Genomic DNA, 21,605 nt, shown 5'->3' on the forward strand with positions numbered 1-21,605 from the left:
AGCGCTTAGTTCAGCAGCGCACGCCACAACGCCAGCTTCTGCTCAAAATTGCGCGCCGCATGTGCCGGGCTCGATGAGGGCAGCACCACAGTCTCATAGCCTGCCGCCTCAAACTGCGCGGCGAAACGACCCGACGTACCGCCGTTGAAGCCGACGCGGCGCAACGCAGGCGCCAGCGCCTTGAGCCGCACGAAGTCGTTGGCCTGCGCATGGCGGATATTGCTGTCCAGGCTGCCCTCGCGCACGCAGGCGCCGAGCACATCCCACACGCCGATGCCGTGGGACAGGAGCCGCGCCAACCGGTCGGCGTAAGGCAAATCAGGCAGGGGCTCGCCGGTCAGCGCGCCCAGCAGCGGCCAGAACTGGTTGCGCGGATGCGCGTAATACTGCTGCGCCGCCAGCGATGCCTCCCCGGGAAAGCTGCCCAGCACCAGCACGCGGATATGCCGATCGATGACCGGTGCAAGGCCTTGCTGTAGATCGGGGGGAAGAACCAGAGGGGATGCGGGAGATGGGACGGGCATGGGTTGAGTGTACTTGGCCCCGGCAGAGGACAGGCGCCTGCGCGGCTTGCATGCAGCATGCTTGCCGTCGGCGCCCGCCCTCTCCCGGTCCCTCCCGCAGACCGGGGAGGGCGCAAACCCGCTGCGCTTACGCCAGCAGCTTGTTGACGCGCCGCACGTAGATCGACGGATCTTCGAGCGTGCCGCCCTCGGCCAGCAGGGCCTGGTCGAACAGCACGTGCACACGGTCGCCGAAGGCGTCATCCGTGGGACCGGCCTCCACCAGCGCGCGCAGCTTTTTCACCAGCGCGTGGTCGGGGTTCAGCTCCAGGATGGGCTGGGCGTCGGGCGCCTTCTGGCCGGCCTGCTTCAGCAGGCGTTGCAGGTAGCCGCTCATGTCGCCTTCGTCCGACACCAGGCAGGATGCCGACTCGGTCAGGCGCAGCGTGACGCGCACGTCCTTGGCCTTGCCTTCAAGCACGGCCTTGGCGCGTTCCAGCACGTCCTTCCAGTCGCCTTCGGCCTTTTCCTGCTCGGCCTTCTCGTCGGCGTCGGCCAGCGCGCCAAGCTCCAGGTCGCCGCGTGCCACCGAGACCAGTTCCTTGCCATCGAATTCGCGCAGGAAGGACAGCATCCATTCGTCCACGCGGTCCGTCAGCAGCAGGACTTCGATGCCCTTCTTGCGGAACACTTCCAGGTGCGGGCTCGACTTGGCCGCGGCCCAGCTATCGGCCGTGACGTAGTAGATCTTGTCCTGGCCTTCCTTCATGCGGCCCACGTAGGCAGCCAGCGCCACGCTCTGCTCGGCGCTGTCCTGATGCGTGGAGGCAAAGCGCACCAGCTTGGCGATGCGCTCCAGGTTGGCGGCGTCTTCGCCCAGGCCTTCCTTGAGCACCTGGCCGAACTGCTGCCAGAAGGTGGTGTACTTGGCGCGTTCGGCTTCGTCCTCGCTGTCCGCCAGCGTTTCCAGCATCGACAGCACGCGCTTGGTGCAGCCTTCGCGGATGGCCTTCACGTCGCGGCTTTCCTGCAGCAGTTCGCGCGAGACGTTGAGCGGCAGGTCGGCCGAATCCACCACGCCCTTGACGAAGCGCAGGTATGCCGGCAGCAGCTGCTCGGCATCGTCCATGATGAAGACGCGCTTCACATAGAGCTTGAGGCCGGCCTTGTGGTTGCGGTCCCACATATCGAACGGCGCGCGCGCCGGCACGTACAGCAGCTGCGTGTATTCGCTGCGGCCTTCGACGCGGTTATGGGTGTAGGCCAGCGGCGCTTCGTTGTCGTGCGCGATGTGCTGGTAGAAAGCGTTGTACTGCTCTTCGGTGATGTCCGACTTGGAGCGGGTCCACAGGGCGCTGGCCTGGTTCACGCTTTCCCACTCGCCGGTGGCCTTGTAGGCGCTGGCCTCGGCATCCCAGACTTCCTTGGGCATGCGGATCGGCAGCGAGATGTGGTCGGAATACTTCTGGATGATGCCCTTGATCTTCCAGGCGGAGAGGAAATCGTCCTCGCCTTCGCGCAGGTGCAGCGTGATGGTGGAACCGCGCTCGGCACGATCGATGGCATCGACGGTGAACTCGCCGTCGCCTGCGCTTTCCCAGCGCACGGCTTCGCTGGCGGGCAGGCCGGCGCGGCGCGTTTCCACGGTGACCTTGTCAGCCACGATGAACGCCGAATAGAAGCCCACGCCGAACTGGCCGATCAGGGCGGCATCCTTCTGCTGGTCGCCGGAGAGCTGCTGGAAGAATTCCTTGGTGCCCGAGCGGGCGATGGTGCCAAGGTTGCGGATCGCCTCGTCGCGGCTCATGCCGATGCCGTTGTCGGTGATCTTCAGCGTGCGGGCCTTGGCGTCGGCCTCGATACGGATCGCCAGGTCGGCGTCGTTCTCAAGCAGGGCCGGATTGGCAATCGCCTCGAAGCGCAGCTTGTCAGTGGCGTCGGAAGCATTCGAAACCAGCTCGCGCAGGAAAATTTCCTTGTTGCTGTACAGCGAGTGGATCATCAGGTGCAGCAGTTGCTTCACTTCCGCCTGGAAGCTCATCGTCTCGTGCGGTGCGGTCATGGTTCTCCTCTTAACAATCTTGGCTAACTTGGCTGATTTGGGAATCTGGGCAATGTGACGGGCCGGCAGCCCGGGGACTGCGGGCCGGCGTCAGGCCGGTGACCCGAGACATAAGGGCATCCGAGCGGTTTTCAAGACATGGACCGGCTAGGACCAGGTTGGGACCCGGTTAGCGCCGCTCCAGCTGGCGCGCCAGGTAGGCCAGCATGGCAGGGTCCTGGCTGCTGGCCACATTGAAGCGCATCCAGCCCGACGGCATCTGCGATGGCGAGAACAAGCTGCCGGGGGCGAACAGGTAGCCCTCCTCATGCCCGGCGACGGCGATGGCGTTGGTATCGCGCCCGGTGTCCGCCCACAGGTACATGCCGGCGTGCTGGCCCGGAAAGAGCGACAGGCCCATCCGCTCGATGGTGCGCCGGGTCTCGTCGCGCGCCCGGTCGAGCCGGTTGCGCACGCGCTCCACGTGCTTGCGGTAATGGCCTTCGGTCAGCACCTTGTACAGCACGCGCTCGTTGATCTCCGGCGAAGCCAGGCCCGCCAGCAGCTTGCTGTCGGTCAGGCTGGCGGCCAGCTCCGGGTGGGCGGCGATAAAGCCCACGCGCAGGTTGGCGGCCAGCGTCTTGGAAAAGCTGCCCAGGTAGATCACCCGGCGCAACTGGTCCAGGCTGGCCAGCCGGGTGGCGGAGTGACCCGGCGGGCACAGGTCGCAATAGATATCGTCCTCGACGATCAGCAGGTCGTACTGCTCGGCAAGGCGCAGCAGCTGGAAGGCCTTGGCGGCCGACAGCGAGGTGCCGGTGGGGTTGTGCAGCACCGAGTTGATCACCATCAGGCGCGGGCGGCGCGCCTGCAGAATGCGCTCCAGCGCCTCCAGGTCCGGGCCCTCGGCAGTGTAAGGCATGCCGATCAGCTGCGCGCCCTGGGCGGCGAAGCGGCCGAACATGACGAACCACGCCGGGTCGCCCACCAGCACGGCGTCGCCGGGGCGCAGGTAAAGCCGGGCGATCAGGTCGAGCGCCTGGGTGATGCCGGAGGTGAGCACGATCTGCTCGGGGGTGGCGCCGATCTCCAGTTCGGCCAGGCGGTTGCGCAGTTGCTGGCGCAAAGGCAGGAAGCCCTGCGGCGTGCCGCTGGCCAGGAAGTGGCTGCCCGGCTGGCGGCCCAGGCCGCGCAGCGCGCTGGCGATCAGCTCGCCGTCCAGCCAGTCGTTGGGCAGGAAACCCATCCCCGGAGACTTATGCGGCTCGGTGGAGTGGAACATGCTGCGCAGCAGCCAGGTCACGTCGATATTGCGCGCGCCGGTAGCCACGGGCGCTACCGCCGCCACCAGCGGCGTGCGTTCGCGCACATAGAAGCCCGAGCCGCGGCGGGATTCGAGGTAGCCCAGCGCCACCAGCCGCTCATAGGCCTCGACCACGGTGAAGCGCGAGATGCCCTTTTCCTGCGCGAGCTGGCGGATCGAGGGCATGCGCATGCCGGCGCGGAAGACCCGCTCGTCGATACGCAGCCGCGCCCACTCGGTCAACTGCTCCACCAGCGTCATTTGCGCCGAGGGCACCGGGTCGGGCATGCGCTCGGTGGGGGGCGGCATGACCAGGCGCAATGAGCGCACCTGCTCGCCACCCTGGGGAGCCGCGCCCTTCTGCTTGCCCGCCCCGGCTCCTTTATCCTTGAGCCCTGGCGCAACCGGTTCCCTGCTGTTCATGCCTTGCTCCCGCCACTGTACTGAGAATGTTCTGCATAACTGTATCGGTACTGTACCGACAACCTTGTCTACCATCAACACACCATGACAATCGCCCTCGACCATCTCGTGATTGCCGCCCCCACGCTTGAAGCGGGGGCGCAGCATGTCGCCGACGCGCTCGGCGTGATGCCCCAGCCGAGCGGCGCGCACCCTGGCATGGGCACCCACAATTGCCTGCTCGGCCTGTTCGGCGGCATCTACCTGGAAGTCATCGCCATCGACCCCGAGGCACCGCCCCCCACGCGGCCGCGCTGGTTTGGCCTGGACACCGAGGCAGTGCAGGCCCGGCTGCGCCATGGTCCCTTCCTGATGCACTGGGTCGCGCGGGTGGAACGCCCCACCGACCTGTCCCTGTGGCAGGCGCAGTACCCCAAGCGCATCCCGCCGGTCATCCCGATGACCCGTGGCGACCTGCGCTGGCGCATCACCGTGCCGGAAGATGGCAGCCTGCCCGCGTGGCCGGCCGACGATGCGGATGGCACAGAGCACGCGGCGACCCCGGGCGATGGCATCCTCCCCACGCTGATCCAGTGGGATGTATCGACCCATCCGTCGTCCCGGCTGCCGAACCAGGGCCTGGCGCTGCGCTCGCTGCGGGCACGCCATCCGCAGGCCGCGCGGCTGGCCGGGGCCTTGCAATGGCTAGGCGGCACCCCGTTCGTCCCGGAAGCATCCACGCTCGCCGAACTGAGCGCGGAGATAGAAACGCCCGATGGCGTGCGCACGCTGCGCTGAACCGCACGCCGCACGCAATACGCAATACGCAATACGCAATACGCAAAAAAACTTTCACAACAAGAACAACCGCCAAGGAGCCCCAGATGTCCGCCACCCGCAAACGCTTCGACGACGACGCCTATCTCGGCAGCTGCACCGCCACCGTGGTAGCCGTTCACGCTGACGGCATCGAGCTCGACCAGACCGTGTGCTACGCGCGCAGCGGCGGCCAGGCGGGCGATACCGGCACGCTCAAGCTGGCCAACGGCGCGACCATCGCACTGCTGGAAACCGTGTACGGCCCGGACCGCAGCCATATTCTGCACGTCCCGGCGCCGGGTACGGCGCTGCCGGAGGCGGGCGACATCGTGGCCGTCACGATCGACTGGGAGCGCCGCCACCGGCTGATGCGGCTGCATACCTGCCTGCACCTGCTGGGCTCGCTGATCCCGGTGCCAGTGACCGGCTGCGGCATCTCGCCCGACTCGGCGCGCATCGACTTCGACCTGCCGGAATCCACGCTCGACAAGGCCGTGCTCACCGAGCAGCTCAATGCGCTGATCGATGCCGACAGCCGCGTGCAGGTGGAGCGCATCACGTCCGAGCAACTCGCCGAGCAGCCCGAGCTGGTGCGCACGGTGGGCGCGGCGCCGCCCGCGGGCAGCGGCGTCATCCGCATCATCGACATCCCCGGCGTGGACCGCCAGCCTTGCGGCGGCACCCATGTGGCGGCCACCGGCGAGATCGGCGCCGTGCTGGTGACCAAGATCGAGAAGAAGAGCCGCACCAACCGCCGCGTGGTTGTGCAGTTCGCAGCGTGAGAGCGGCAGGACGATAGATGGATCCCGCTCTGCTCACCGGGCTGTCGGCCGCCCAGTTCGCCGCGCTGCTGTCGCTGATGGCAGTCGGCGCCTTCACGCCCGGCCCCAACACAACGATTGCCGCGGTCACGGGCGCCAACTTTGGCCTGCGCGCCACGCTGCCGCACTGCGTGGGCGTCGCGTTCGGCTTTGCCAGCATCCTGGCGCTGTGCGCGGCGGGCATTGGCGCGCTGATCCTGGCCAGCCCGGCGCTCGCGCTGCTGGTGCATGCCGCCGGCGTGCTCTACCTGCTGTGGCTGGCGCTCAAACTGGCGCGCAGTACCGTGCTGTCGGACAAGCAGGTGCTGCGCCCGCTGTCGGTGTGGCAGTCGGCCGTGCTGCAGTACGCCAATATCAAGGCGTGGATGCTGGCGCTGGCGACGGCCGCCTCGTATATGGCGGGCGCGCAGTCGCCGGTGCATCGGGCCATGCTGGTGTGCGCGGTGTTCGGCGTGTTCGGCTTTGTCAGCAATGGCGTGTACGGCGTGATTGGCGCCACGCTGCGGCAATGGCTGCAGGTAGGCCACCGCATCCGCTGGTTCAACCGCGCAATGGGCCTGGCGCTGGCACTCACGGCGCTGTGGATTGCGCTGGCTGGCCGGCCCGCCCTGCACTAATTCAAACGCCATGGCTGCCAAGACCCCCCTTGTTCAATCCATCGACACCCACAGCGGCGGCATGCTGCTCGGCTTTATCGGCGTGGCCGTGTTCAGCCAGACCTTGCCCTTCACGCGCATGGCGGTGGCCGAGCTGGACGCCACCTTCGTCGCGCTCGGCCGTGCGGTGGTGGCTGCGCTGCTGGCGCTGGTGCTGCTGTGGCAGCGCGGCGCATTCGCCCGCGCGCGCCGTCCGCGAAGCGGGCAGTGGTGGCGCCTGGGGGTGACCTCGCTGGGTGTGGTGGTGGGCTTTCCGCTGTTTTCCTCACTGGCCATGCGTGAAGTGCCGGCCGGCCACGGCGCCATCATCACCGGCCTGCTGCCGCTGGCCACGGCGGTCTTCGCCGCCTGGTTCGGCCGCGAGCGGCCGTCGCCGGCATTCTGGCTGTCGGCCGCCGCCGGCAGTGCGCTGGTGGTCGCCTTTGCCCTGTGGCAGGGCGCCGGCGGGTTGCAGCATGCCGACTGGCTGCTGTTCGCGGCGATGGTGCTGGGCGCGCTGGGCTATGCCGAGGGCGGCAAGCTGTCGCGCGAGCTTGGCGGGCTGGAAACCATCAGCTGGGCACTGGCCGTGGCGCTGCCGCTGCTGCTGCCGGTGGTGGCCTGGCTTGGGCTTGCGCATGCTGGCCAGATCGCAGCCGCCTCGCCACGCGCCTGGCTCGGCATGGGCTATGTTTCCGTCTTCTCGATGTTCATCGGCTTCCTGTTCTGGTACGCCGGGCTCGCAAAAGGCGGCGTGGCGCGCGTCGGGCAGATACAATTGCTGCAGCCGTTCCTCACGCTGGCGGGCGGCGCCCTGCTGCTGGCCGAGCCGCTCGACGCCGTCACCCTGGCGTTTGCGGTGGCAGTGATCGGCGTGGTAGCCCTGGGTCGCCGAACCGCCGTGCGCAGCGCCCCCGCGAGCCCCATGCCCGCGCCCGCCGTCGAAGAACCCCACCCTGCCCCTACGGGACGATCCCTCTGACTGGAGACCCTATGTCCGTTCACGACACCCTTGCCCGCCTCGGCATCGCACTGCCGACCGCTGGCGCACCTGCCGCCGCCTACGTCATGGCCGCGCAAACCGGCAACACCGTGTTCCTTTCGGGCCACATTGCCCGCAAGGATGGCAAACCCTGGGTCGGCAAGCTGGGCAAGGACCTGGGCACCGAAGACGGCAAGGTTGCCGCGCGCGGCATCGCCGTGGACCTGCTGGCCACGCTGAACACCCACCTGGGCGGCGACCTGGACCGCGTCACCCGCATCGTCAAGGTGATGAGCCTGGTCAACTCCACGGAAGACTTCACCGAGCAGCACCTGGTGACCAACGGTGCCTCGGAGTTGCTGGCGGAAGTCTTCGGCGAAGCCGGCAAGCATGCCCGCAGCGCCTTTGGCGTAGCGCAGATCCCGCTGGGCGCCTGCGTCGAGATCGAGATGATCGTCGAAGTGAAGTAAGCCGGCGAGAAGCGTGACAGCGAGACAGCGAGACGCGAGAAGGCAGAACCAAGTGAATTGAAGTCAGGCCAGGGACCGGGGGCTCTCCCCGCCCTGCGCCCAACCAGCTGAAGGCACCTCCCACCCATGCGCATCGACAACCTGCCTTTCGGCACCACCGACTGGTCCGGCATCACCCCGACCCGCCACCCCGGCGACACCGGGGAAGCCCTCTGGCGCACCCGCCAGTTTGGCGACATCCGCGTTCGCATGGTGGAGTATTCTGCCGGGTACCTCGCCGATCACTGGTGCACCAAAGGGCACATCCTTTTTGTGCTGGAAGGCGAGTTGCATACCGAGCTGGAAGACGGCCGGCATTTCGTGCTCCGCGCGGGCACGAGCTACCAGGTCGCCGACCAGGCCGAGCCGCACCGTTCGTCCACCCCGACCGGGGCGCGGCTTTTTATCGTTGACTGAGTCGAGCCAACCCGACTCCCCACACACCAAGAGAACATCATGAACTGGGCCATTTCCCGCCGGGCGCAACAGCTGACCAGCTCGGCTATCCGCGAAATCCTGAAAGTGACCGAGCGTCCGGAAGTTATTTCCTTCGCGGGCGGCCTGCCGTCGCCGGCCACCTTCCCGGTAGCGGCCATGGAACAGGCGGTGGCCCGGATCTTCGCCGACAACCCGCAAGCCGCCCTGCAGTACGCCGCCACCGAAGGCTACATGCCGCTGCGCGAATTCATCGCCAAGCGCCATCACGTGGACGTGGAGCGCGTGCTGATCACCACCGGCTCGCAGCAGGCGCTGGACCTGATCGCCAAGGTGTTGATCGACCCGGGCAGCCCGGTGCTGGTGGAAACGCCCAGCTACCTCGGCGCGCTGCAAGCCTTCTCGCTGTTCGAGCCCGAGTTCGTCTCGGTGCCGGGCGACGACAAGAGCCTGCTGCCGGAAGCGCTCACGCCCGAGCTGACCGCTGGCGCGCGCTTCCTCTACGCCCTGCCCAACTTCCAGAACCCCACCGGACGGCGCATGCCGCTGGAGCGCCGCCAGGCCCTGGTGGCCCGCGCCCGCGAGCTCGGCGTGCTGCTGGTCGAGGACGATCCCTACGGCGAACTGAGCTATCGCGGCGACCAGCTGCCGAGCCTGCTGTCGATGAACCCCGATGGCGTGATCTACATGGGCTCGTTCTCCAAGATCCTGGCCCCCGGCCTGCGCCTAGGCTTTGTGATCGCCCCGCCCGACCTGCACTTCAAGCTGTGCCAGGCCAAGCAGGCATCGGACCTGCATACGCCCAGCTTCACCCAGCGCCTTGCCTATGAAGTGGTGCGCGATGGCCTGCTGGACTCGCACATCCCCACCATCCGCACGCTCTACGCGGCGCAGTGCCAGGCCATGCTGGATTCGCTCGCGCGCCACATGCCCGAAGGCGTGACCTGGAACGCGCCGGAAGGCGGCATGTTCATCTGGATGGAGCTGCCCGAGGGCCTGGACAGCATGGAGATCCTGCAAGAAGCGGTCAAGCGCAATGTGGCCTATGTGCCGGGCGCGCCGTTCTACGCCAGCAACCCGCGCCGCAATGCGCTGCGCCTGGCCTTTGTCACGGTGGCGCCAGAGCGCATCGAGCAAGGCGTGGCCATCCTCGGCACGCTGTTCCGCGAAGCCATCGCCAGGCACGCGCCGCAAGCCAAGGCTGCCTGAGCGTCGCTTGAGCGACACGCATGGCACGGATACGCTTCCTGGCTGATACCGGGCTGGCGGGCTTCATGGCAAGATAACGGCCATCGCCTGTCAGTCCGGGCCACGAACGCGCAGGCATTGCGCATGCGCGGCCCACGCCTTGAGGAGAAGGTTTTCGTGCTGCGTATCTGGGGTCGACTCTCATCGATCAACGTGCAAAAAGTGGTCTGGTGCGCGCGCGAGCTGCACCTGGACCACGAACGCATCGACATTGGCGTCAGCGACGGCGACCTCGACACCGAGGCCTATGTCCGGCTCAATCCCGACCGCAGCATCCCCGTGATCGAGGACTTCCGCGGCACCGACGTGGGCGGCGAGCCCTTTGTGCTGTGGGAATCCAACGCCATCGTGCGCTACCTGTGCGCGCACGACGGCGAGGACACCCTGTGGCCCGGCAACGTCAAGGCGCGCGCGCTGGCCGACCGCTGGATGGACTGGCAGACCAACGCCTTCAGCCCGGCCATGGTCGACGCATTCCGCCACCTGGTGCGGCTGCCCGCCAAGCAGCGCGACGCCGACCTGATCGCCCGTTCCCTGGAACGCACCGAACCGCTCGCGGCCCGGCTCGACGAAGCCCTGGCGCAGCGTGAATTCATCTGCGGCGACCGCTTCACCATGGCCGACATCCCGGTTGCCTGCGCCGCCCACCGCTGGCTGGGCCTGCCTGTCACACACCAGCCCCGCCCCCACCTTGAGCGCTGGGCAGCGGCCATGCGCGCACGGCCTGCCGCCCGCACCATCCTGACGCTGCCGCTGGTCTGAGCCGCCCCCTTATTTGCCGATTTGCCTGCTGATTTACTGGCTGATTTACTTGCTGTTGCGCCCGCCCGACACCGCCGCAAGCACGTGACCACCGGGAAGGATGTGCAGCATGGCAATGCGCCTCCAGAAACAGGAACGCCGCCTTTCATGCCGGGCCGGTCAGCTTATCGGCAGCGCCAAGGCGCACAAGGACGACCGGCACATTCTGCCACCATGGGCCTGGCCAGCATACATTTGCGTATCGAGTGGTTTGGAGTACTCTGCCAATCAGGCAGCGAGTGCGCCAACCTGCCCCCAGGCAAACCCTGATCCATGAATCCGGCTCACGATGGCGGTGACCGGATTTAGGGTAGCGCGGCAGGAACCCATCCTTAGAATCCGAAGTTTGCTGGTCGCGTCGTTGCCGAAGCGCGCCCGGACAAAAGACAAAACGGCAGGCCGGGCTCAATAGAAAATAAACCTGTCGCCCCAACCCGAGGAGGACTCATCGTGTGGACTCAAGTCTATGACCCGTTAGGCAGCCTGGCATTGTCCACGTTGGCAGCGGGGATTCCCGTCGCCGTACTGCTGGCGGCGCTAGCCTTCTTTCACCTGCAGGCCCACTTGGCCGCCGGGCTGGCCCTGGTGGTCGGCGTGGTCATTGCCTCCGCGGTGTTCGGCATGCCCGCCGACATGGCTGGCAAGGCTGCCGGCCTGGGCATCGCATCGGGCCTGTTCCCGATCGGCTGGATCGTGTTGAACATCATCTTCCTGCACCGGCTGACCACCATCAACGGCTCCTTCAAGGTGCTGCAGAACTCGATCTCCGGCATCACCGAAGACAGGCGCCTGCAACTGCTGCTGGTGGCTTTCAGCTTCGGCGCATTCTTCGAAGGCGCAGCAGGCTTCGGCACGCCGGTGGCAGTCACCGGCGCCATCCTGATCGGCCTCGGTTTCTCGCCACTGGCGGCATCCGGCCTGGCGCTGATCGCCAATACCGCGCCAGTGGCCTTCGGTGCGCTGGGCGCGCCGCTGATCGGCCTGTCCGCGGTGACGGGCCTGGACCTGCTGCATCTCTCGGCCATGGTCGGCCGGCAGCTGCCCTTCTTCTCGGTGCTCGTGCCGTTCTGGCTGATCTGGGCCTTTGCCGGCTTCCGCGGCATGCTGGCGATCTGGCCGGCGATCCTGGTGGCCGGCGTCACCTTTGCCGTGCCGCAGTTCCTGGTGTCGAACTACCACGGCCCCTGGCTGGTGGACGTGATTGCCGCGCTGGTGTCGATGGGCTGCCTGACGCTGTTCCTGAAGGTCTGGAAGCCCAAGGAAATCTGGACCTCCACGCGCATCCTCGGCCGCAAGGACGACTCCAAGGTCGACGACCCTGAAGCGGTAGCCGCCGAAGCCCGCGCCAGCGCCGCCTCCGCCGGCATCTCGGTGGTCAAGGCCTGGATGCCCTGGGTGATCCTGACCGTGTTCGTCTTTGTCTGGGGCGTGCCGGAATTCAAGAAGCTGATGGACGGCCTGTGGCAATGGAAATTCCCCATCCCCGGCCTCGACAAAGCCGTGTTCAAGGTGCCGCCGGTGGTGCCGAAGGCCACTGCCGAAGGCGCCGTCTTCACGTTCAACGTGCTGTCGATGGCCGGCACCGGCATCCTGGTCTCCGGCATTCTCGGCGGCCTGCTGATGGGCTATTCCGTGCCGCGCCTGGTCAAGGAATACTGGGAAACCATCAAGCTGGTGAAGTATTCGCTGCTGACCATCTGTGCGATGTTCGGCGTGGGCTACCTGACCCGTTACTCGGGCCTGGATGCCACGCTGGGCCTGGCCTTTGCCCACACCGGCGTGCTCTACCCGCTGTTCGGCACCATGCTGGGCTGGCTGGGCGTGGCGCTGACCGGGTCCGACACCGCCTCCAACGTGCTCTTTGGCGGCCTGCAGAAAACCACGGCCGAGCAGCTGGGCCTATCGCCGATCCTGATGGCCTCGGCCAACAGCTCGGGCGGCGTGATGGGCAAGATGATCGATGCGCAGTCCATCGTGGTGGCGTCCACCGCCACCAAGTGGTACGGACACGAAGGCGAGATCCTGCGCTATGTGTTTTTCCACTCGATCGCGCTGGCGATCCTGGTGGGGCTGTTCATTACGCTGCAGGCTTATGTGCATCCGTTCACGCAGATGGTGATTCACTGAGCTGGCAAACCAGCGGCCATGAAAAATGTCCAATGTCAAGTCCCCAAGGTGGATCTGCATCGGGCGTAAATTCCCATACGCCACAAGCAGTTAGGCTCGGATCGGGGCACTCTTCGGCGGTTGGCCTTCGTGAGCTAGGTGCCATATGGGAGCATGGCGGTGGCAAACACCGTCATGCTCGGGAGGGGGAATTCCCCCTCCTTTGGGCAGCCCAAGTCAGGTAGCGACCAATCCTTCTGCGGCAGTTTTCGCCGCCTGCGACACACTTTCGCGAAGCCGCACAGAGGCAGCGGCATCTGAGGCCGAACGGGTCACCTTGACGGCGGCCTGCGACGGCCAGTCCGTAGCGCCAGCCGGAATGCCCCCAGGCTTATCGCCGAACTCCTTGGCAAGCCGCTGTCGGATCGACTCAGGAACAAAGCCAGCGCCGGGCAGCGCATACGCCAGGTACTCCACGAAGTATGGGTGCTTGTGCCAACGCCCGCCGTCGACGGCGTGCTCCATCGAGCGTTCGAAGTGGGACAGCAGAACAGCCAGCGCACCTTGCCGCTGAGTTCCCGGATCGGGCGAACGCATCCATTCGTATCCGGTGCGTTTGACCTGCTCGCGCTCTTTGTACGACATGGGTACGAAGCCCAGCGTCGCCTGCGCTTCCGCGAAGAGCTGATGCCGCTCGCTGTGCGCCTTGATGTCAGCTGGCAGCGTCCCATCAAAGGTGAAGGAGCAGAAGCGGCAGTGGTGCGCACCGCCGTCCACGTCAACGTGGCTGGCCACTTGCGCGTCGTAGCGCTTCTCCAGTTCGTGGAAGTGGCGCACTCCATACTCGGCCGCGGCAATGGCATTGAGCCGTTGCATATGCGTCAGGTCGGGGAGTGTTGCTTTGGCCGCCTTGGCGGCCTTCTTGAGGCGGGCCAGATCGACCCATGTGATGGTGTTCATCTTCATTGGTTTCTCAATCGAAGACTCCTAGGGCCCGCTCAGTAGGAATCCGATCAAGATTCCAATGGAAATCGCCATTGGTAGTGAGTGAACTTTGCCATTGCGGACGGCCAGCACCTACCCGTGCATGGCACCATTTTAGCAAGTTCAGGCTGGAGCGCGCACCGGCAGGCTCTTCTGCGCTTTGCGGTGGAAGCCCCGGTCCTCGCCATGAAAGCCTCCAGCATGTACGGAATCAGCGTAGCCGCATCAACCGCTTTTCCGTAGGTTTGTGCATACACCGCGGCATAGCGGTCGAGTTCAGCCTTCAGGCTGATTGGGCAAGAGAACGTAAGCTTCGTGGCCTCGGTCTTGGGCAACGCCCCAAGACGCAGCTTCTTGGTGGTGTTCATTTCGCGGCTCCCTGGTTGAAGAACAGAGGCTGGCACGGCAGCAGCACGAGGTCGCGGTTGCCGTCCTGCCGGTTCTGCGGCGCGACCAGCTCGGCGCCCTGGCCCAACAGCGTGGCCAGAGCCGCGCCAGCAAAAAACCGATCTCAATGTCAATCGACGCTATCTTTCAGGCCGACGTTGCCGGCCGGATCGATGCCCGCGAGGTTGTCGAGCTTCAGAGAAGACGCGTCCGGCAGGACGATGCGATTCCACACCGGCTCTGCCCATAGCTCACCTGGCTGTTGTACTTGCCCATGAGGCGCGAGCCCTGCGGGATTAGCAGGAGCTTGCCTGGGCCGTGTCGTAGACAGGCTCAGTCACCGTGGCGATCACGTCGCCCGGCAAATCGGATTTGCTGCCAGTCACCAGCGCCGCCGCAATTACCGTCCTGGCCATGACTTGGTATGGCGAGGACGGCATCTGCAGATTCCCAGAATTGCGGGTTTCCGTAGAGCCGCCTTTCAGGAAAGCCTCTTTCTGGTCTTGCCGGTTCCGCACAGCGGTGGCTGGGACGGAATCAAAACTTGTCCATATGGAATGTTAGGTAGCGCATGGACCGCCGCATCAGCAGGCACGAGTGCGCGGCTGCCAATGTACGCATCGCTAGTCATGGCGCTGCGGCCAGCACCAGTTCGGCCAGCCCGCTTGCTACCACAGCCAAATTGCGATCCGACGACAGGCCGTCGGCACGCTGCACTCCGACAACCGCCGTCGGCCATTCGAATGAGCGGTGAGCCGGAACTGTTGCCCATGGTGTTGGCATCGTGCTCCAAGGTCACATCAGACACTGACGTGATCTGGCCCATTGATATCACCATGGACGGCTCGGAGACAGGCACCTCCGGGCAGCGGCCAAAAGCCCGATCAACGTCCTCAGGCCGATCCGTATTGTTGTTTACCGACGGAAAACCCAGCAGCGCCACGGACGTGCTGGTGGCGAGTGTCCCTGTCGCAAGCGTCAGCCCCATTGGCGCCACCGCGCCTACAGGCCATGCAGTCACAATGAGATCCAGACTTGGATGACGGCGCCAAGGTGAATCTGCCGGTAAGACCACTCGGCGTACTCCACCGGCACCGAACACTGCCTCCAAACGGTATTGAGGCTTGAGCTTACGCACGTCGGCTGACCCAGTCGGTTGAGTTGCATTAAGCAAGACATGCCCGTTGGTCACGATACGCCCTTGCAGCACGAAAACCGTGCCCATGAGCTGCGGTGGACTATCCACCTGTATCAAGTACAGACCACCAACCGCTTCAGCCAAATGAGGGCGCTGGGTCAGCAGACTACTGGCAGTGGCTCTGCGAGATTGCGACGATGATTGGTGGCAAGTCTTACCGAGTCCATCGTTGCACCCTGGACAGACCGGAAATACCGGATCGCCGCTAACGATGCGATCCATGTAATTGCCGCGTGAGCCAAACACATTGTGAATGCGCAGTGATAGTTGATCGATGTCCGACTTGGGCAGCGGTGTTACCGCGGTCGGCACAGCGGCGCGGACGGTGCGGACCTCCTCGTCGGTGAACAATTGAGCGCCACCTCGCTCCTGGCGTGACGCCATCAGCGCCTGGAGCTGACGCTGCTGTGTCGGCCCCAGCTCCTCTATCCGCGACGCGATTTTCTCCACCTGTGCCCAGGCGCAAACCGTACTGCCCCACAACACCGCGACCACAATGCCTCGACGAAGCCAGTGTTGACGGTGTGTACTCATTCAGCATCCCCTTCAATGGCCTTCTTCGCATCGCCCAGGCCTGACGCTACGTCACCCAAAGTCTTAGCCCAGGCCATGATGCGGCCCCAGCCAGTGCCCGGTGGCACTTTGCCTTCGGCTACGTCAACCAGCGCCTGTTGTGCCTCGCGCAGGCCGCCGGGCAGCATCTGCGGCGACGGGGTGACGCGCAGTGCGTCGTATTCCCCGAGTTGTCGATGGATGCGCAAAGCCATGTCCATGGCGCGCGCCTTTTCCTGCGGCGTGCGCGCGGCCGGAGCGGCCGCTGAAAAGGACTGGAAGTGTAGGTACGGCTGGCGCAGCGACGCCCACTTCTGCCACAGCAATTGCGCCGCAAGTTTGTTCGGCTCGGGGATCACGTAGTCCGCCGCTGCGCCATCGGGCCTCTCTGTGTAGACCTTGCAAAAAATGCGATGCTTACCAGTATCACTACGGCAAAGATCATCGTATTCGGGGCTGATCTGGCCAACCTTGTCGATCAAGTCAGCGACCGTCTTCGTGTTGGCGGTGATGTAGACCTGCAATGCTTTGGCTCGGGCCGCCTCGTCTTGCATACTCATCACGGCCACTACCGCTTTGTTCAAACCATCAATCACCGTCTGAATCGTCAGGATGCCTGCGAGCAGGCCTGACTCCTGCACGGTGGGCATATTCATCGCTAGCAGTCCAGCCACTTCGTCTGCGCAATCCGACTGTTCCGTGGACTGCTTGGGCTTCTTGAGCTTTGCCTGCCGCTCTTCGATCGTCGCCATCGACTCCCACAAGCTCGCCACGTCCTGATCAGGCTTCTTGAGCAGGTCGTTCACAGACTTGCCGTACTGCCCTAGCACTTTCATGCCGGAACGCGCGTCGACCAACGCGCCTGCACCCTTGCAGACGAAGTCGCCGAATTCCTTCTCTACCGTGCCGCCAGCAGTCTGGCCACGCACGATCAAGTTGTCGGCATACGCTACGCGCGCCACGCGAGTGCGCTGGTCGGCCAGCAGCTTGACGCTGGCTTTCGCGCCATCCATGGTCTCGGTGAAACCTTCGCCCGCCTTCACATAGGCTGACGTTGTTGCGCTGCACCCGCCCAGTGCAAACGCGACGGACACTCCCAGTACGATCCAGAGACGCTTCATAGTTCCCTCCTGTGGTGCTGCCGCAGAGTCGTAGCGACTCTGTTAAAAATTTTAATGGGAGGTCTGCTCCGACGCATCCCCCAAGGGAGAGTTCTCGCGAAATTTGTTGACCAAGATCTCCGAGGTACGCACCCGGCTTCGGGATCACTCACCTATAGGCCGCGACTTGCTTCATGTTTGCGCTTAAACCCCCGATCCCCAGCGATGAATGCCTCCAGCATGTGCGGAATCAGCGTCACTGCGTCCACAGCCTCGCCATAAGTCTGCGCGTGTAGCGCTGCGTAGCGGTCAAGGTCGGCTTTCAGGCTGACCGGGCAGGCAAAGGTCAGCTTGACGCTTTCAGTCTTGGGCAGCGGCCCGAGCCGCAGCTTCTTGGTGGTGCTCATCGCATTGCTCCCCGCTGGAAGAACACCGGCTGGTACGGTCGCAACGCCAGATCGCGATTGACGATGATCCGCACTGGTAGGCCCGGTCGCTCCGTCAAGGTCGGCTGAATGCTCATGTTGCGCCGGGTCATCTCCTGGCCCACTTGGCTGATGTTGTCCTGCGCACTGTCGCGCCCGGCAATCACGATACGGTTGCCGTTCTGCCGGTTCTCCGGTGCGGCCAGCTCGGCACCCACGCCCAGCAGCGTTGTCAGCGCCGCACCGGCAAAGACGCGATCCCAATGCCAATCGACGCCATCCTCCAGGCCGGCGTAGCCGGCCGGATCAGTGCCCGCGAGGTTGTCGAGCTTCAGCGAAGACGTGTCTGGCAGGATGATGCGGTTCCACACCACCTGCACGCGGCTCTGCCCGTAGCTCACCTGGCTGTTGTACTTGCCCAGGATGCGCGAGCCCTGCGGGATCAGTAGGAACCTGCCCGTGGCCGTGTCGTAGACCGGCTCCGTCACCGTGGCGATCACGTCGCCCGGCAGATCGGACTTGATGCCCGTCACCAGCGCCCCGGCGATCACGGTGCCTGCCATGACCTGGTACGGCGAGGCCGGCATTTGCAGATTCCCGGAATTGCGGGTTTCTGTAGAGCCGCCTTTCAGGAAAGCCTCTTTTGATCTTGCCGGTTCTGCGCTGCGGTGGGGTCGGTGGGCTGAGCCGCCGTCGAGGCCGGCCCGGCGGCCAGTGGATCGAATCCCGCCAAAGCCGATGCAGGACCGGCGGCGGCGACTTGCGCCGAGCCTGTCGCTAGACCCTTGCCGGGCGTGCCCGAGCGGAAGAACACCGAGGATGCTGCGGCCGCGTCGGCCTCCTTGCGCCTTGCATCCTCTGGATCGTGGCCTGGTGGCGCATAGGTGGGCGTCACCGGCTGCTGCGACTTCACGATGGCCGGGCCCAGATCGCCCGGCAGCGGCGGCCCCAGCTCCGGCACCTTGGCCGGCAGCTTGGAATAGTCCGAAGGCAGGCCATCCAGCCCTTCTGACTTCGAGACACGATCGACGTTGTACAGCTCGGGCTGCTCGCCCGCATTGCGCCGGTGCGGCTGCAGCGACCAGATCGTGGCCCCGAGCACCGCGACCGACAGCCCGCCGGTAAGGATGGCCAGCGTGCGCCGGTTCAGGCGCGTGACCGGACGCGGCTGCGCGCGCAGCGCCACCGCCTCGGGTGCCACCTTGCCCGCCTGCGGCGCAAGGTCAGGAGAATCGTCCTGGCTCATGGTCAGTTCCTCCGCGTGCCACTCGAAGCGCCATCCGTGCGCTCAATCCGCACCACGTCGCCATCAGTGCCCTTGCCACCACCCAGGCGCAGCTCGGCCGCGCCGAACAGGCGGTCCACGATGTAGTACGGCGAGCGGAAGCGGTAGTTCACCAACTGCCCGTCACCCTGCGCGCCGATGACGAACAGCGGCGGCAACTCGCCTTGCGCGATGCCCGGCGGAAACTGGATGTAGACCTTCTCCCCGTCATCGAAGGCCCGCAGCGGCTTCCACGGCGGATTGCTGCCACTGACGGCGTAGCGGAAACGGATCTTCTCCAGCGACAGGCCAGCGTCCAACGGCGCAGCCGCATTCGCGACCTGTGCCTGGCGCTGCAAGGCCAGCATCTTGTCCTTCGGATACTCCCAGGACACCGAAGCCATCCACGTCTTCTCGGTCGAGGTCAGCTCCAGCAGATACGTCCTGCGACTGGTGGTGATGACGAGATTGGTTTTCAACCCCGAGCGGATCGGCTTGACCATCACGTTCACGCGCAACGCATCGCCGCTGGCGCTCGATGTGTCCCCAACGATCCAGCGCACCGTGTCGCCAGCGGCCACCGTCACCAGTTCCTCACCCGGCTGGAGCGCGATCACCGTCACGCGGCCCACGGCCGCATAGACCTGGTACAGCGCGCCATCGGTGAAGGGCCAGACCTGGATTGCGTTGACGTAGCCCTCGCGCGTCGGCGCGATGCGCGCCTCGGCGTTGGCGCGGGACACCCGCACGGTTTCATCGGCGGGCTCCGGCGTGGGCTTGGTATCCGGCACAGGTTTTATTTGCGCCGGCATCGGCAATACCTGCGGCACGGCCACCACCTCCACAGGCGCAGGCGGCTCCGGCAGCGGCTGGGCCTGTACCGGCTCATCGAGCGAGATGGCCGGCGGCGGCTTGCCCTGCGAAGCGCAGCCTGCAAACAGGACGGTGGATGCCAGCAGGATCACCGGCAAGGCGGATTTACGCAAAAGATAATTCATGGTTTTGCTCCTTCGCTTCCTTCCAGTTCGCGGCTCCACGACAGGCCGTTGACGTAGATACCCAGGGGGTTCTTGCGCAGCCGCTGCTCGGTGCGCGGCGTCTGCTGCACGATGGAAACCACTGCGTTCCAGCGTTCGGTGCGATCCAGCGCACCGTTCACAAAGCGCGTCTCCGTCCAGCGCACGTTGAACGACTGGTCGCTGGCGCGGGTCACGCTGCTGATCTGCACCGTCACCGACTCCTTGCCGATGCGCGCGAACGGATCGTTCACGCGGGCGTACTCGTTGAGCGCCACGGCACCCTTGTCCGTGGTGTAGTTGTAGGCATCGAGCCAGTTCTGTCGCACGACGATGGAGTCGATGGACAGCGAGCGCACCAGCCCGATGAAGCGGCCCAGGTGATAGGCCATCTGCGCATCGTTGGGTCGATATGGCGTGGCGGCCTCGCCGACCGCGCGCACCTGGCCCGCGTTGTCCACCTCCACCACGTAGGGCGTCACGATGGACTGCGCGGAACGCCAGACCAGGCCGCCCGCCATCAGCACGGCCAAGGTGAGGCAGCCCAGTGCCATGAAACGCCAGTTCTTTGCCTGCACGCGGGCCGAGCCGATACGTTCGTCCCACACCTGGCCTGCGGCTTGGTACGGAGTGGCAGGTTGCGGTGTGTCGGCGTAGCGCACCTGCGGTCGTTTGAATCGCATGGAAGTTCTCCTTATGAATCGGAATCGCGAAGGCTTGGGCCCTGGCTGGAGCTGCCGCCATCGCCGCCGCGCAGCGTGTGGGCGGCGGTGGTCGCGGCATGGGTGAGCTGCTGCCTGCGATGCAGGCGCTTGGCCCAGGCGGGCTGCTCGGTGGATGGGGGCGGTGCGGCGGCTTCGCTGCTGCTCTGCGTCCCAGCAGCTGCCCCCGACGTCGATTCGGCGTCATCGGGTCGGAAGGCGGCGGCGACGCGCTCCTTCATCGAGCGCGCTCCGTCGGCCACCTTCTGCCCGGCCGCGTGTGCGCCGGTCTTGGCGACATTGCCCACGCCAGCGGCGGCCCCCTTGAGGCCGCCACCGGCTGAGGCGGAGCCCGCCAGGTACGCCGACCGGGCGCCGCTGGCGGTCGATGCCATCGAGCGGACACCGTCCCCAGCCATCCTGGCGGCGGCAGGTGCCATGCGCGCTCCGGCCGCCACGGCGCTGCCGACGCCAGAGGCCGCGGCGCCGACCACCACGGCGGTTCCGGCCGCGCCGATGGCAGCACCGGCCATCGCACCCGCGCCGAGCTGCGGCCCGCCGGACACCAGCCCCGTCGCGATACCCGGCCCGAAGATGCCCAGGGCCAGCAGTGACAGCGAGGCCAGCATGATGACCAGTGCCTGGTCGATGGAGGGCTCGGAGCCAGGCGGTATCCGGAATTCGGCGAACAGCCCCGAGCCGATGCCCACGATGACGGCAAGCACCAGTACCTTGATGCCTGAGGACACCACGTTGCCCAAGACCTTCTCGGCGAGGAACGCCGTCTTGTTCCAGAGGGCGAACGGTACCAGCACGAAGCCCGCCAGCGTGGTCAGCTTGAACTCGATCAGCGTGACGAAGAGCTGCACCGCCAGCACGAAGAAGCTGACGATGACCACCAGCCACGCGAGGAACAGCACGACGATGGGCGCGATGTGGATGAACACCTCGGGGAAGCCCGCCATCTCCCGGATCTGGTCGAGGATGGGTGCCGCCGCGTCGATACCGGCCTTGGCCAGCCGTCCCGGCTGCAGGAAGTTGCCCATGCTCAAGGTCGAGCCGCTGGCCGTCAGGCCCAGCCCGGCGAAGGAACGGAACAGGATGCCCGCCAGGGTGTTGAAGTTGCCGATGATGTAGGCGAAGGCACCCACGTACAGCACCTTGCGGATCAGCTTGGCGATCACGTCCTCGCCCTGGCCGGTGGCATGCCCCATCGCCCAGAACAGCCCGGCCAACGTCATGTCGATGACGATCAACGTTGCGGTCAGGAACGCCACCTCGCCCTGCACCAGGCCGAATCCCGAGTCGATGTAGCGCGAAAAAACGTCGAGGAAGCGGTCAATGACCGAAACATCGTTCATGGCCCGGCTCCG

Annotated in this window: 19 protein-coding genes and 3 pseudogenes; 9 read left to right on the plus strand and 13 right to left on the minus strand. The window is 65.6% G+C overall.

The annotated features are described in order from the left end of the window. Positions 1–5 precede the first annotated feature (5 nt). The 3 genes from F7R26_RS14230 to F7R26_RS14240 all read right to left on the minus strand — a co-directional run bounded on the left by F7R26_RS14230 (position 6) and on the right by F7R26_RS14240 (position 4,156). Positions 6–524 (minus strand): DNA-deoxyinosine glycosylase, encoded by a 519-nt coding sequence (locus F7R26_RS14230; RefSeq protein ID WP_150986354.1) that lies wholly within the window; start codon positions 522–524, stop codon positions 6–8. A 127-nt stretch (positions 525–651) separates the two neighbouring features. Then, on the minus strand, positions 652–2,565 hold the full coding sequence (gene htpG / locus F7R26_RS14235; RefSeq protein ID WP_150986355.1) for a molecular chaperone HtpG: 1,914 nt from the start codon (positions 2,563–2,565) through the stop codon (positions 652–654). 169 nt (positions 2,566–2,734) lie between these two features. Continuing rightward, a complete protein-coding gene (locus F7R26_RS14240; protein WP_241754535.1) occupies positions 2,735–4,156 on the minus strand; it encodes an aminotransferase-like domain-containing protein in 1,422 nt (473 codons plus the stop codon). A 198-nt stretch (positions 4,157–4,354) separates the two neighbouring features. On the opposite strand from F7R26_RS14240, the gene F7R26_RS14245 reads away from it, so the two are divergent. The 9 genes from F7R26_RS14245 (at position 4,355) to F7R26_RS14285 (ending at position 12,626) form a co-directional block, all read left to right on the plus strand. Next, on the plus strand, positions 4,355–5,047 hold the full coding sequence (locus F7R26_RS14245) for a VOC family protein (RefSeq protein WP_150986357.1): 693 nt from the start codon (positions 4,355–4,357) through the stop codon (positions 5,045–5,047). Between the two features lie 86 nt (positions 5,048–5,133). Then, positions 5,134–5,850: an alanyl-tRNA editing protein gene (locus F7R26_RS14250; RefSeq protein WP_150986358.1), complete on the plus strand. Its 717-nt coding sequence runs from the start codon at positions 5,134–5,136 to the stop codon at positions 5,848–5,850. Positions 5,851–5,867: 17 nt separating this feature from the next. Further along, the gene (locus F7R26_RS14255) at positions 5,868–6,506 is read left to right on the plus strand and encodes a LysE family translocator (protein ID WP_150986359.1); all 639 of its coding nucleotides are present in this window, start codon (positions 5,868–5,870) and stop codon (positions 6,504–6,506) included. Positions 6,507–6,516: 10 nt separating this feature from the next. After that, entirely contained in the window at positions 6,517–7,506 is a 990-nt protein-coding gene (locus F7R26_RS14260; RefSeq protein WP_170301881.1) for a DMT family transporter, read from the plus strand. A gap of 11 nt (positions 7,507–7,517) precedes the next feature. Further along, positions 7,518–7,976 carry a RidA family protein gene (locus tag F7R26_RS14265; protein ID WP_035873879.1) on the plus strand — a complete coding sequence of 153 codons (459 nt, stop codon included), beginning with the start codon at positions 7,518–7,520 and terminating at the stop codon, positions 7,974–7,976. A 126-nt stretch (positions 7,977–8,102) separates the two neighbouring features. Continuing rightward, positions 8,103–8,432 carry a DHCW motif cupin fold protein gene (locus F7R26_RS14270; RefSeq protein ID WP_150986360.1) on the plus strand — a complete coding sequence of 110 codons (330 nt, stop codon included), beginning with the start codon at positions 8,103–8,105 and terminating at the stop codon, positions 8,430–8,432. Positions 8,433–8,471: 39 nt separating this feature from the next. Continuing rightward, positions 8,472–9,659 (plus strand): aminotransferase-like domain-containing protein, encoded by a 1,188-nt coding sequence (locus tag F7R26_RS14275; RefSeq protein WP_150986362.1) that lies wholly within the window; start codon positions 8,472–8,474, stop codon positions 9,657–9,659. A 156-nt stretch (positions 9,660–9,815) separates the two neighbouring features. Further along, complete coding sequence (locus F7R26_RS14280) at positions 9,816–10,460, plus strand: glutathione S-transferase family protein (RefSeq protein ID WP_150986435.1); 645 nt, start codon at positions 9,816–9,818, stop codon at positions 10,458–10,460. A gap of 489 nt (positions 10,461–10,949) precedes the next feature. After that, positions 10,950–12,626: an L-lactate permease gene (locus F7R26_RS14285; RefSeq protein WP_150986364.1), complete on the plus strand. Its 1,677-nt coding sequence runs from the start codon at positions 10,950–10,952 to the stop codon at positions 12,624–12,626. Positions 12,627–12,842: 216 nt separating this feature from the next. Here the strand turns inward: F7R26_RS14285 and F7R26_RS14290 are convergent, their stop codons facing one another. The 10 genes and pseudogenes from F7R26_RS14290 to trbL form a co-directional block, all read right to left on the minus strand. After that, positions 12,843–13,571, minus strand: coding sequence for a hypothetical protein (locus tag F7R26_RS14290; RefSeq protein WP_027015119.1), 729 nt, complete (start codon positions 13,569–13,571; stop codon positions 12,843–12,845). 141 nt (positions 13,572–13,712) lie between these two features. Then, positions 13,713–13,957, minus strand: a pseudogene (locus F7R26_RS14295) (DUF2274 domain-containing protein). Continuing rightward, positions 13,954–14,524: pseudogene (locus F7R26_RS14300) on the minus strand (TraB/TrbI/VirB10 family type IV secretion system protein); the annotation flags it as partial. The pseudogenes F7R26_RS14295 and F7R26_RS14300, both read right to left, overlap by 4 nt. Then, a complete protein-coding gene (locus F7R26_RS14305; RefSeq protein WP_193692076.1) occupies positions 14,458–15,708 on the minus strand; it encodes a trypsin-like serine peptidase in 1,251 nt (416 codons plus the stop codon). The pseudogene F7R26_RS14300 and the gene F7R26_RS14305, both read right to left, overlap by 67 nt. Beyond that, complete coding sequence (locus F7R26_RS14310; protein ID WP_050872232.1) at positions 15,705–16,847, minus strand: hypothetical protein; 1,143 nt, start codon at positions 16,845–16,847, stop codon at positions 15,705–15,707. The genes F7R26_RS14305 and F7R26_RS14310 overlap by 4 nt, the downstream gene beginning before the upstream one ends. Before the next feature lie 152 nt (positions 16,848–16,999). Next, on the minus strand, positions 17,000–17,233 hold the full coding sequence (locus F7R26_RS14315; RefSeq protein WP_027015124.1) for a DUF2274 domain-containing protein: 234 nt from the start codon (positions 17,231–17,233) through the stop codon (positions 17,000–17,002). Beyond that, positions 17,230–18,497 (minus strand): annotated as a pseudogene (locus F7R26_RS14320) (TraB/TrbI/VirB10 family type IV secretion system protein). The gene F7R26_RS14315 and the pseudogene F7R26_RS14320 overlap by 4 nt, the downstream one beginning before the upstream one ends. Before the next feature lie 2 nt (positions 18,498–18,499). Continuing rightward, entirely contained in the window at positions 18,500–19,513 is a 1,014-nt protein-coding gene (trbG, locus tag F7R26_RS14325; protein WP_043373349.1) for a P-type conjugative transfer protein TrbG, read from the minus strand. Beyond that, complete coding sequence (trbF, locus tag F7R26_RS14330) at positions 19,510–20,214, minus strand: conjugal transfer protein TrbF (RefSeq protein ID WP_043373352.1); 705 nt, start codon at positions 20,212–20,214, stop codon at positions 19,510–19,512. Before trbF ends, trbG begins: the two co-directional genes overlap by 4 nt. A gap of 11 nt (positions 20,215–20,225) precedes the next feature. Continuing rightward, positions 20,226–21,593: a P-type conjugative transfer protein TrbL gene (gene trbL, locus F7R26_RS14335; RefSeq protein ID WP_043373355.1), complete on the minus strand. Its 1,368-nt coding sequence runs from the start codon at positions 21,591–21,593 to the stop codon at positions 20,226–20,228. Between the last annotated feature and the right edge of the window lie 12 nt (positions 21,594–21,605).

Source organism: Cupriavidus basilensis, assembly GCF_008801925.2.
Classification (GTDB): Bacteria; Pseudomonadota; Gammaproteobacteria; order Burkholderiales; family Burkholderiaceae; genus Cupriavidus; species Cupriavidus basilensis.

Coding starts and splice junctions, on each gene's coding strand:
- F7R26_RS14255 (WP_150986359.1), top strand. CDS start 5,868: ATGGATCCCGCTCTGCTCACCGGGCTGTCGGCCGCCCAGTTCGCCGCG.
- F7R26_RS14270 (WP_150986360.1), top strand. CDS start 8,103: ATGCGCATCGACAACCTGCCTTTCGGCACCACCGACTGGTCCGGCATC.
- F7R26_RS14275 (WP_150986362.1), top strand. CDS start 8,472: ATGAACTGGGCCATTTCCCGCCGGGCGCAACAGCTGACCAGCTCGGCT.
- F7R26_RS14290 (WP_027015119.1), bottom strand. CDS start 13,571: ATGAAGATGAACACCATCACATGGGTCGATCTGGCCCGCCTCAAGAAG.
- F7R26_RS14315 (WP_027015124.1), bottom strand. CDS start 17,233: ATGAGCACCACCAAGAAGCTGCGGCTCGGGCCGCTGCCCAAGACTGAA.
- F7R26_RS14240 (WP_241754535.1), bottom strand. CDS start 4,156: ATGCCGCCCCCCACCGAGCGCATGCCCGACCCGGTGCCCTCGGCGCAA.
- F7R26_RS14230 (WP_150986354.1), bottom strand. CDS start 524: ATGCCCGTCCCATCTCCCGCATCCCCTCTGGTTCTTCCCCCCGATCTA.
- trbF (WP_043373352.1), bottom strand. CDS start 20,214: ATGCGATTCAAACGACCGCAGGTGCGCTACGCCGACACACCGCAACCT.
- htpG (WP_150986355.1), bottom strand. CDS start 2,565: ATGACCGCACCGCACGAGACGATGAGCTTCCAGGCGGAAGTGAAGCAA.
- F7R26_RS14305 (WP_193692076.1), bottom strand. CDS start 15,708: ATGAGTACACACCGTCAACACTGGCTTCGTCGAGGCATTGTGGTCGCG.
- F7R26_RS14265 (WP_035873879.1), top strand. CDS start 7,518: ATGTCCGTTCACGACACCCTTGCCCGCCTCGGCATCGCACTGCCGACC.
- trbL (WP_043373355.1), bottom strand. CDS start 21,593: ATGAACGATGTTTCGGTCATTGACCGCTTCCTCGACGTTTTTTCGCGC.
- F7R26_RS14250 (WP_150986358.1), top strand. CDS start 5,134: ATGTCCGCCACCCGCAAACGCTTCGACGACGACGCCTATCTCGGCAGC.
- F7R26_RS14260 (WP_170301881.1), top strand. CDS start 6,517: ATGGCTGCCAAGACCCCCCTTGTTCAATCCATCGACACCCACAGCGGC.
- trbG (WP_043373349.1), bottom strand. CDS start 19,513: ATGAATTATCTTTTGCGTAAATCCGCCTTGCCGGTGATCCTGCTGGCA.
- F7R26_RS14310 (WP_050872232.1), bottom strand. CDS start 16,847: ATGAAGCGTCTCTGGATCGTACTGGGAGTGTCCGTCGCGTTTGCACTG.
- F7R26_RS14245 (WP_150986357.1), top strand. CDS start 4,355: ATGACAATCGCCCTCGACCATCTCGTGATTGCCGCCCCCACGCTTGAA.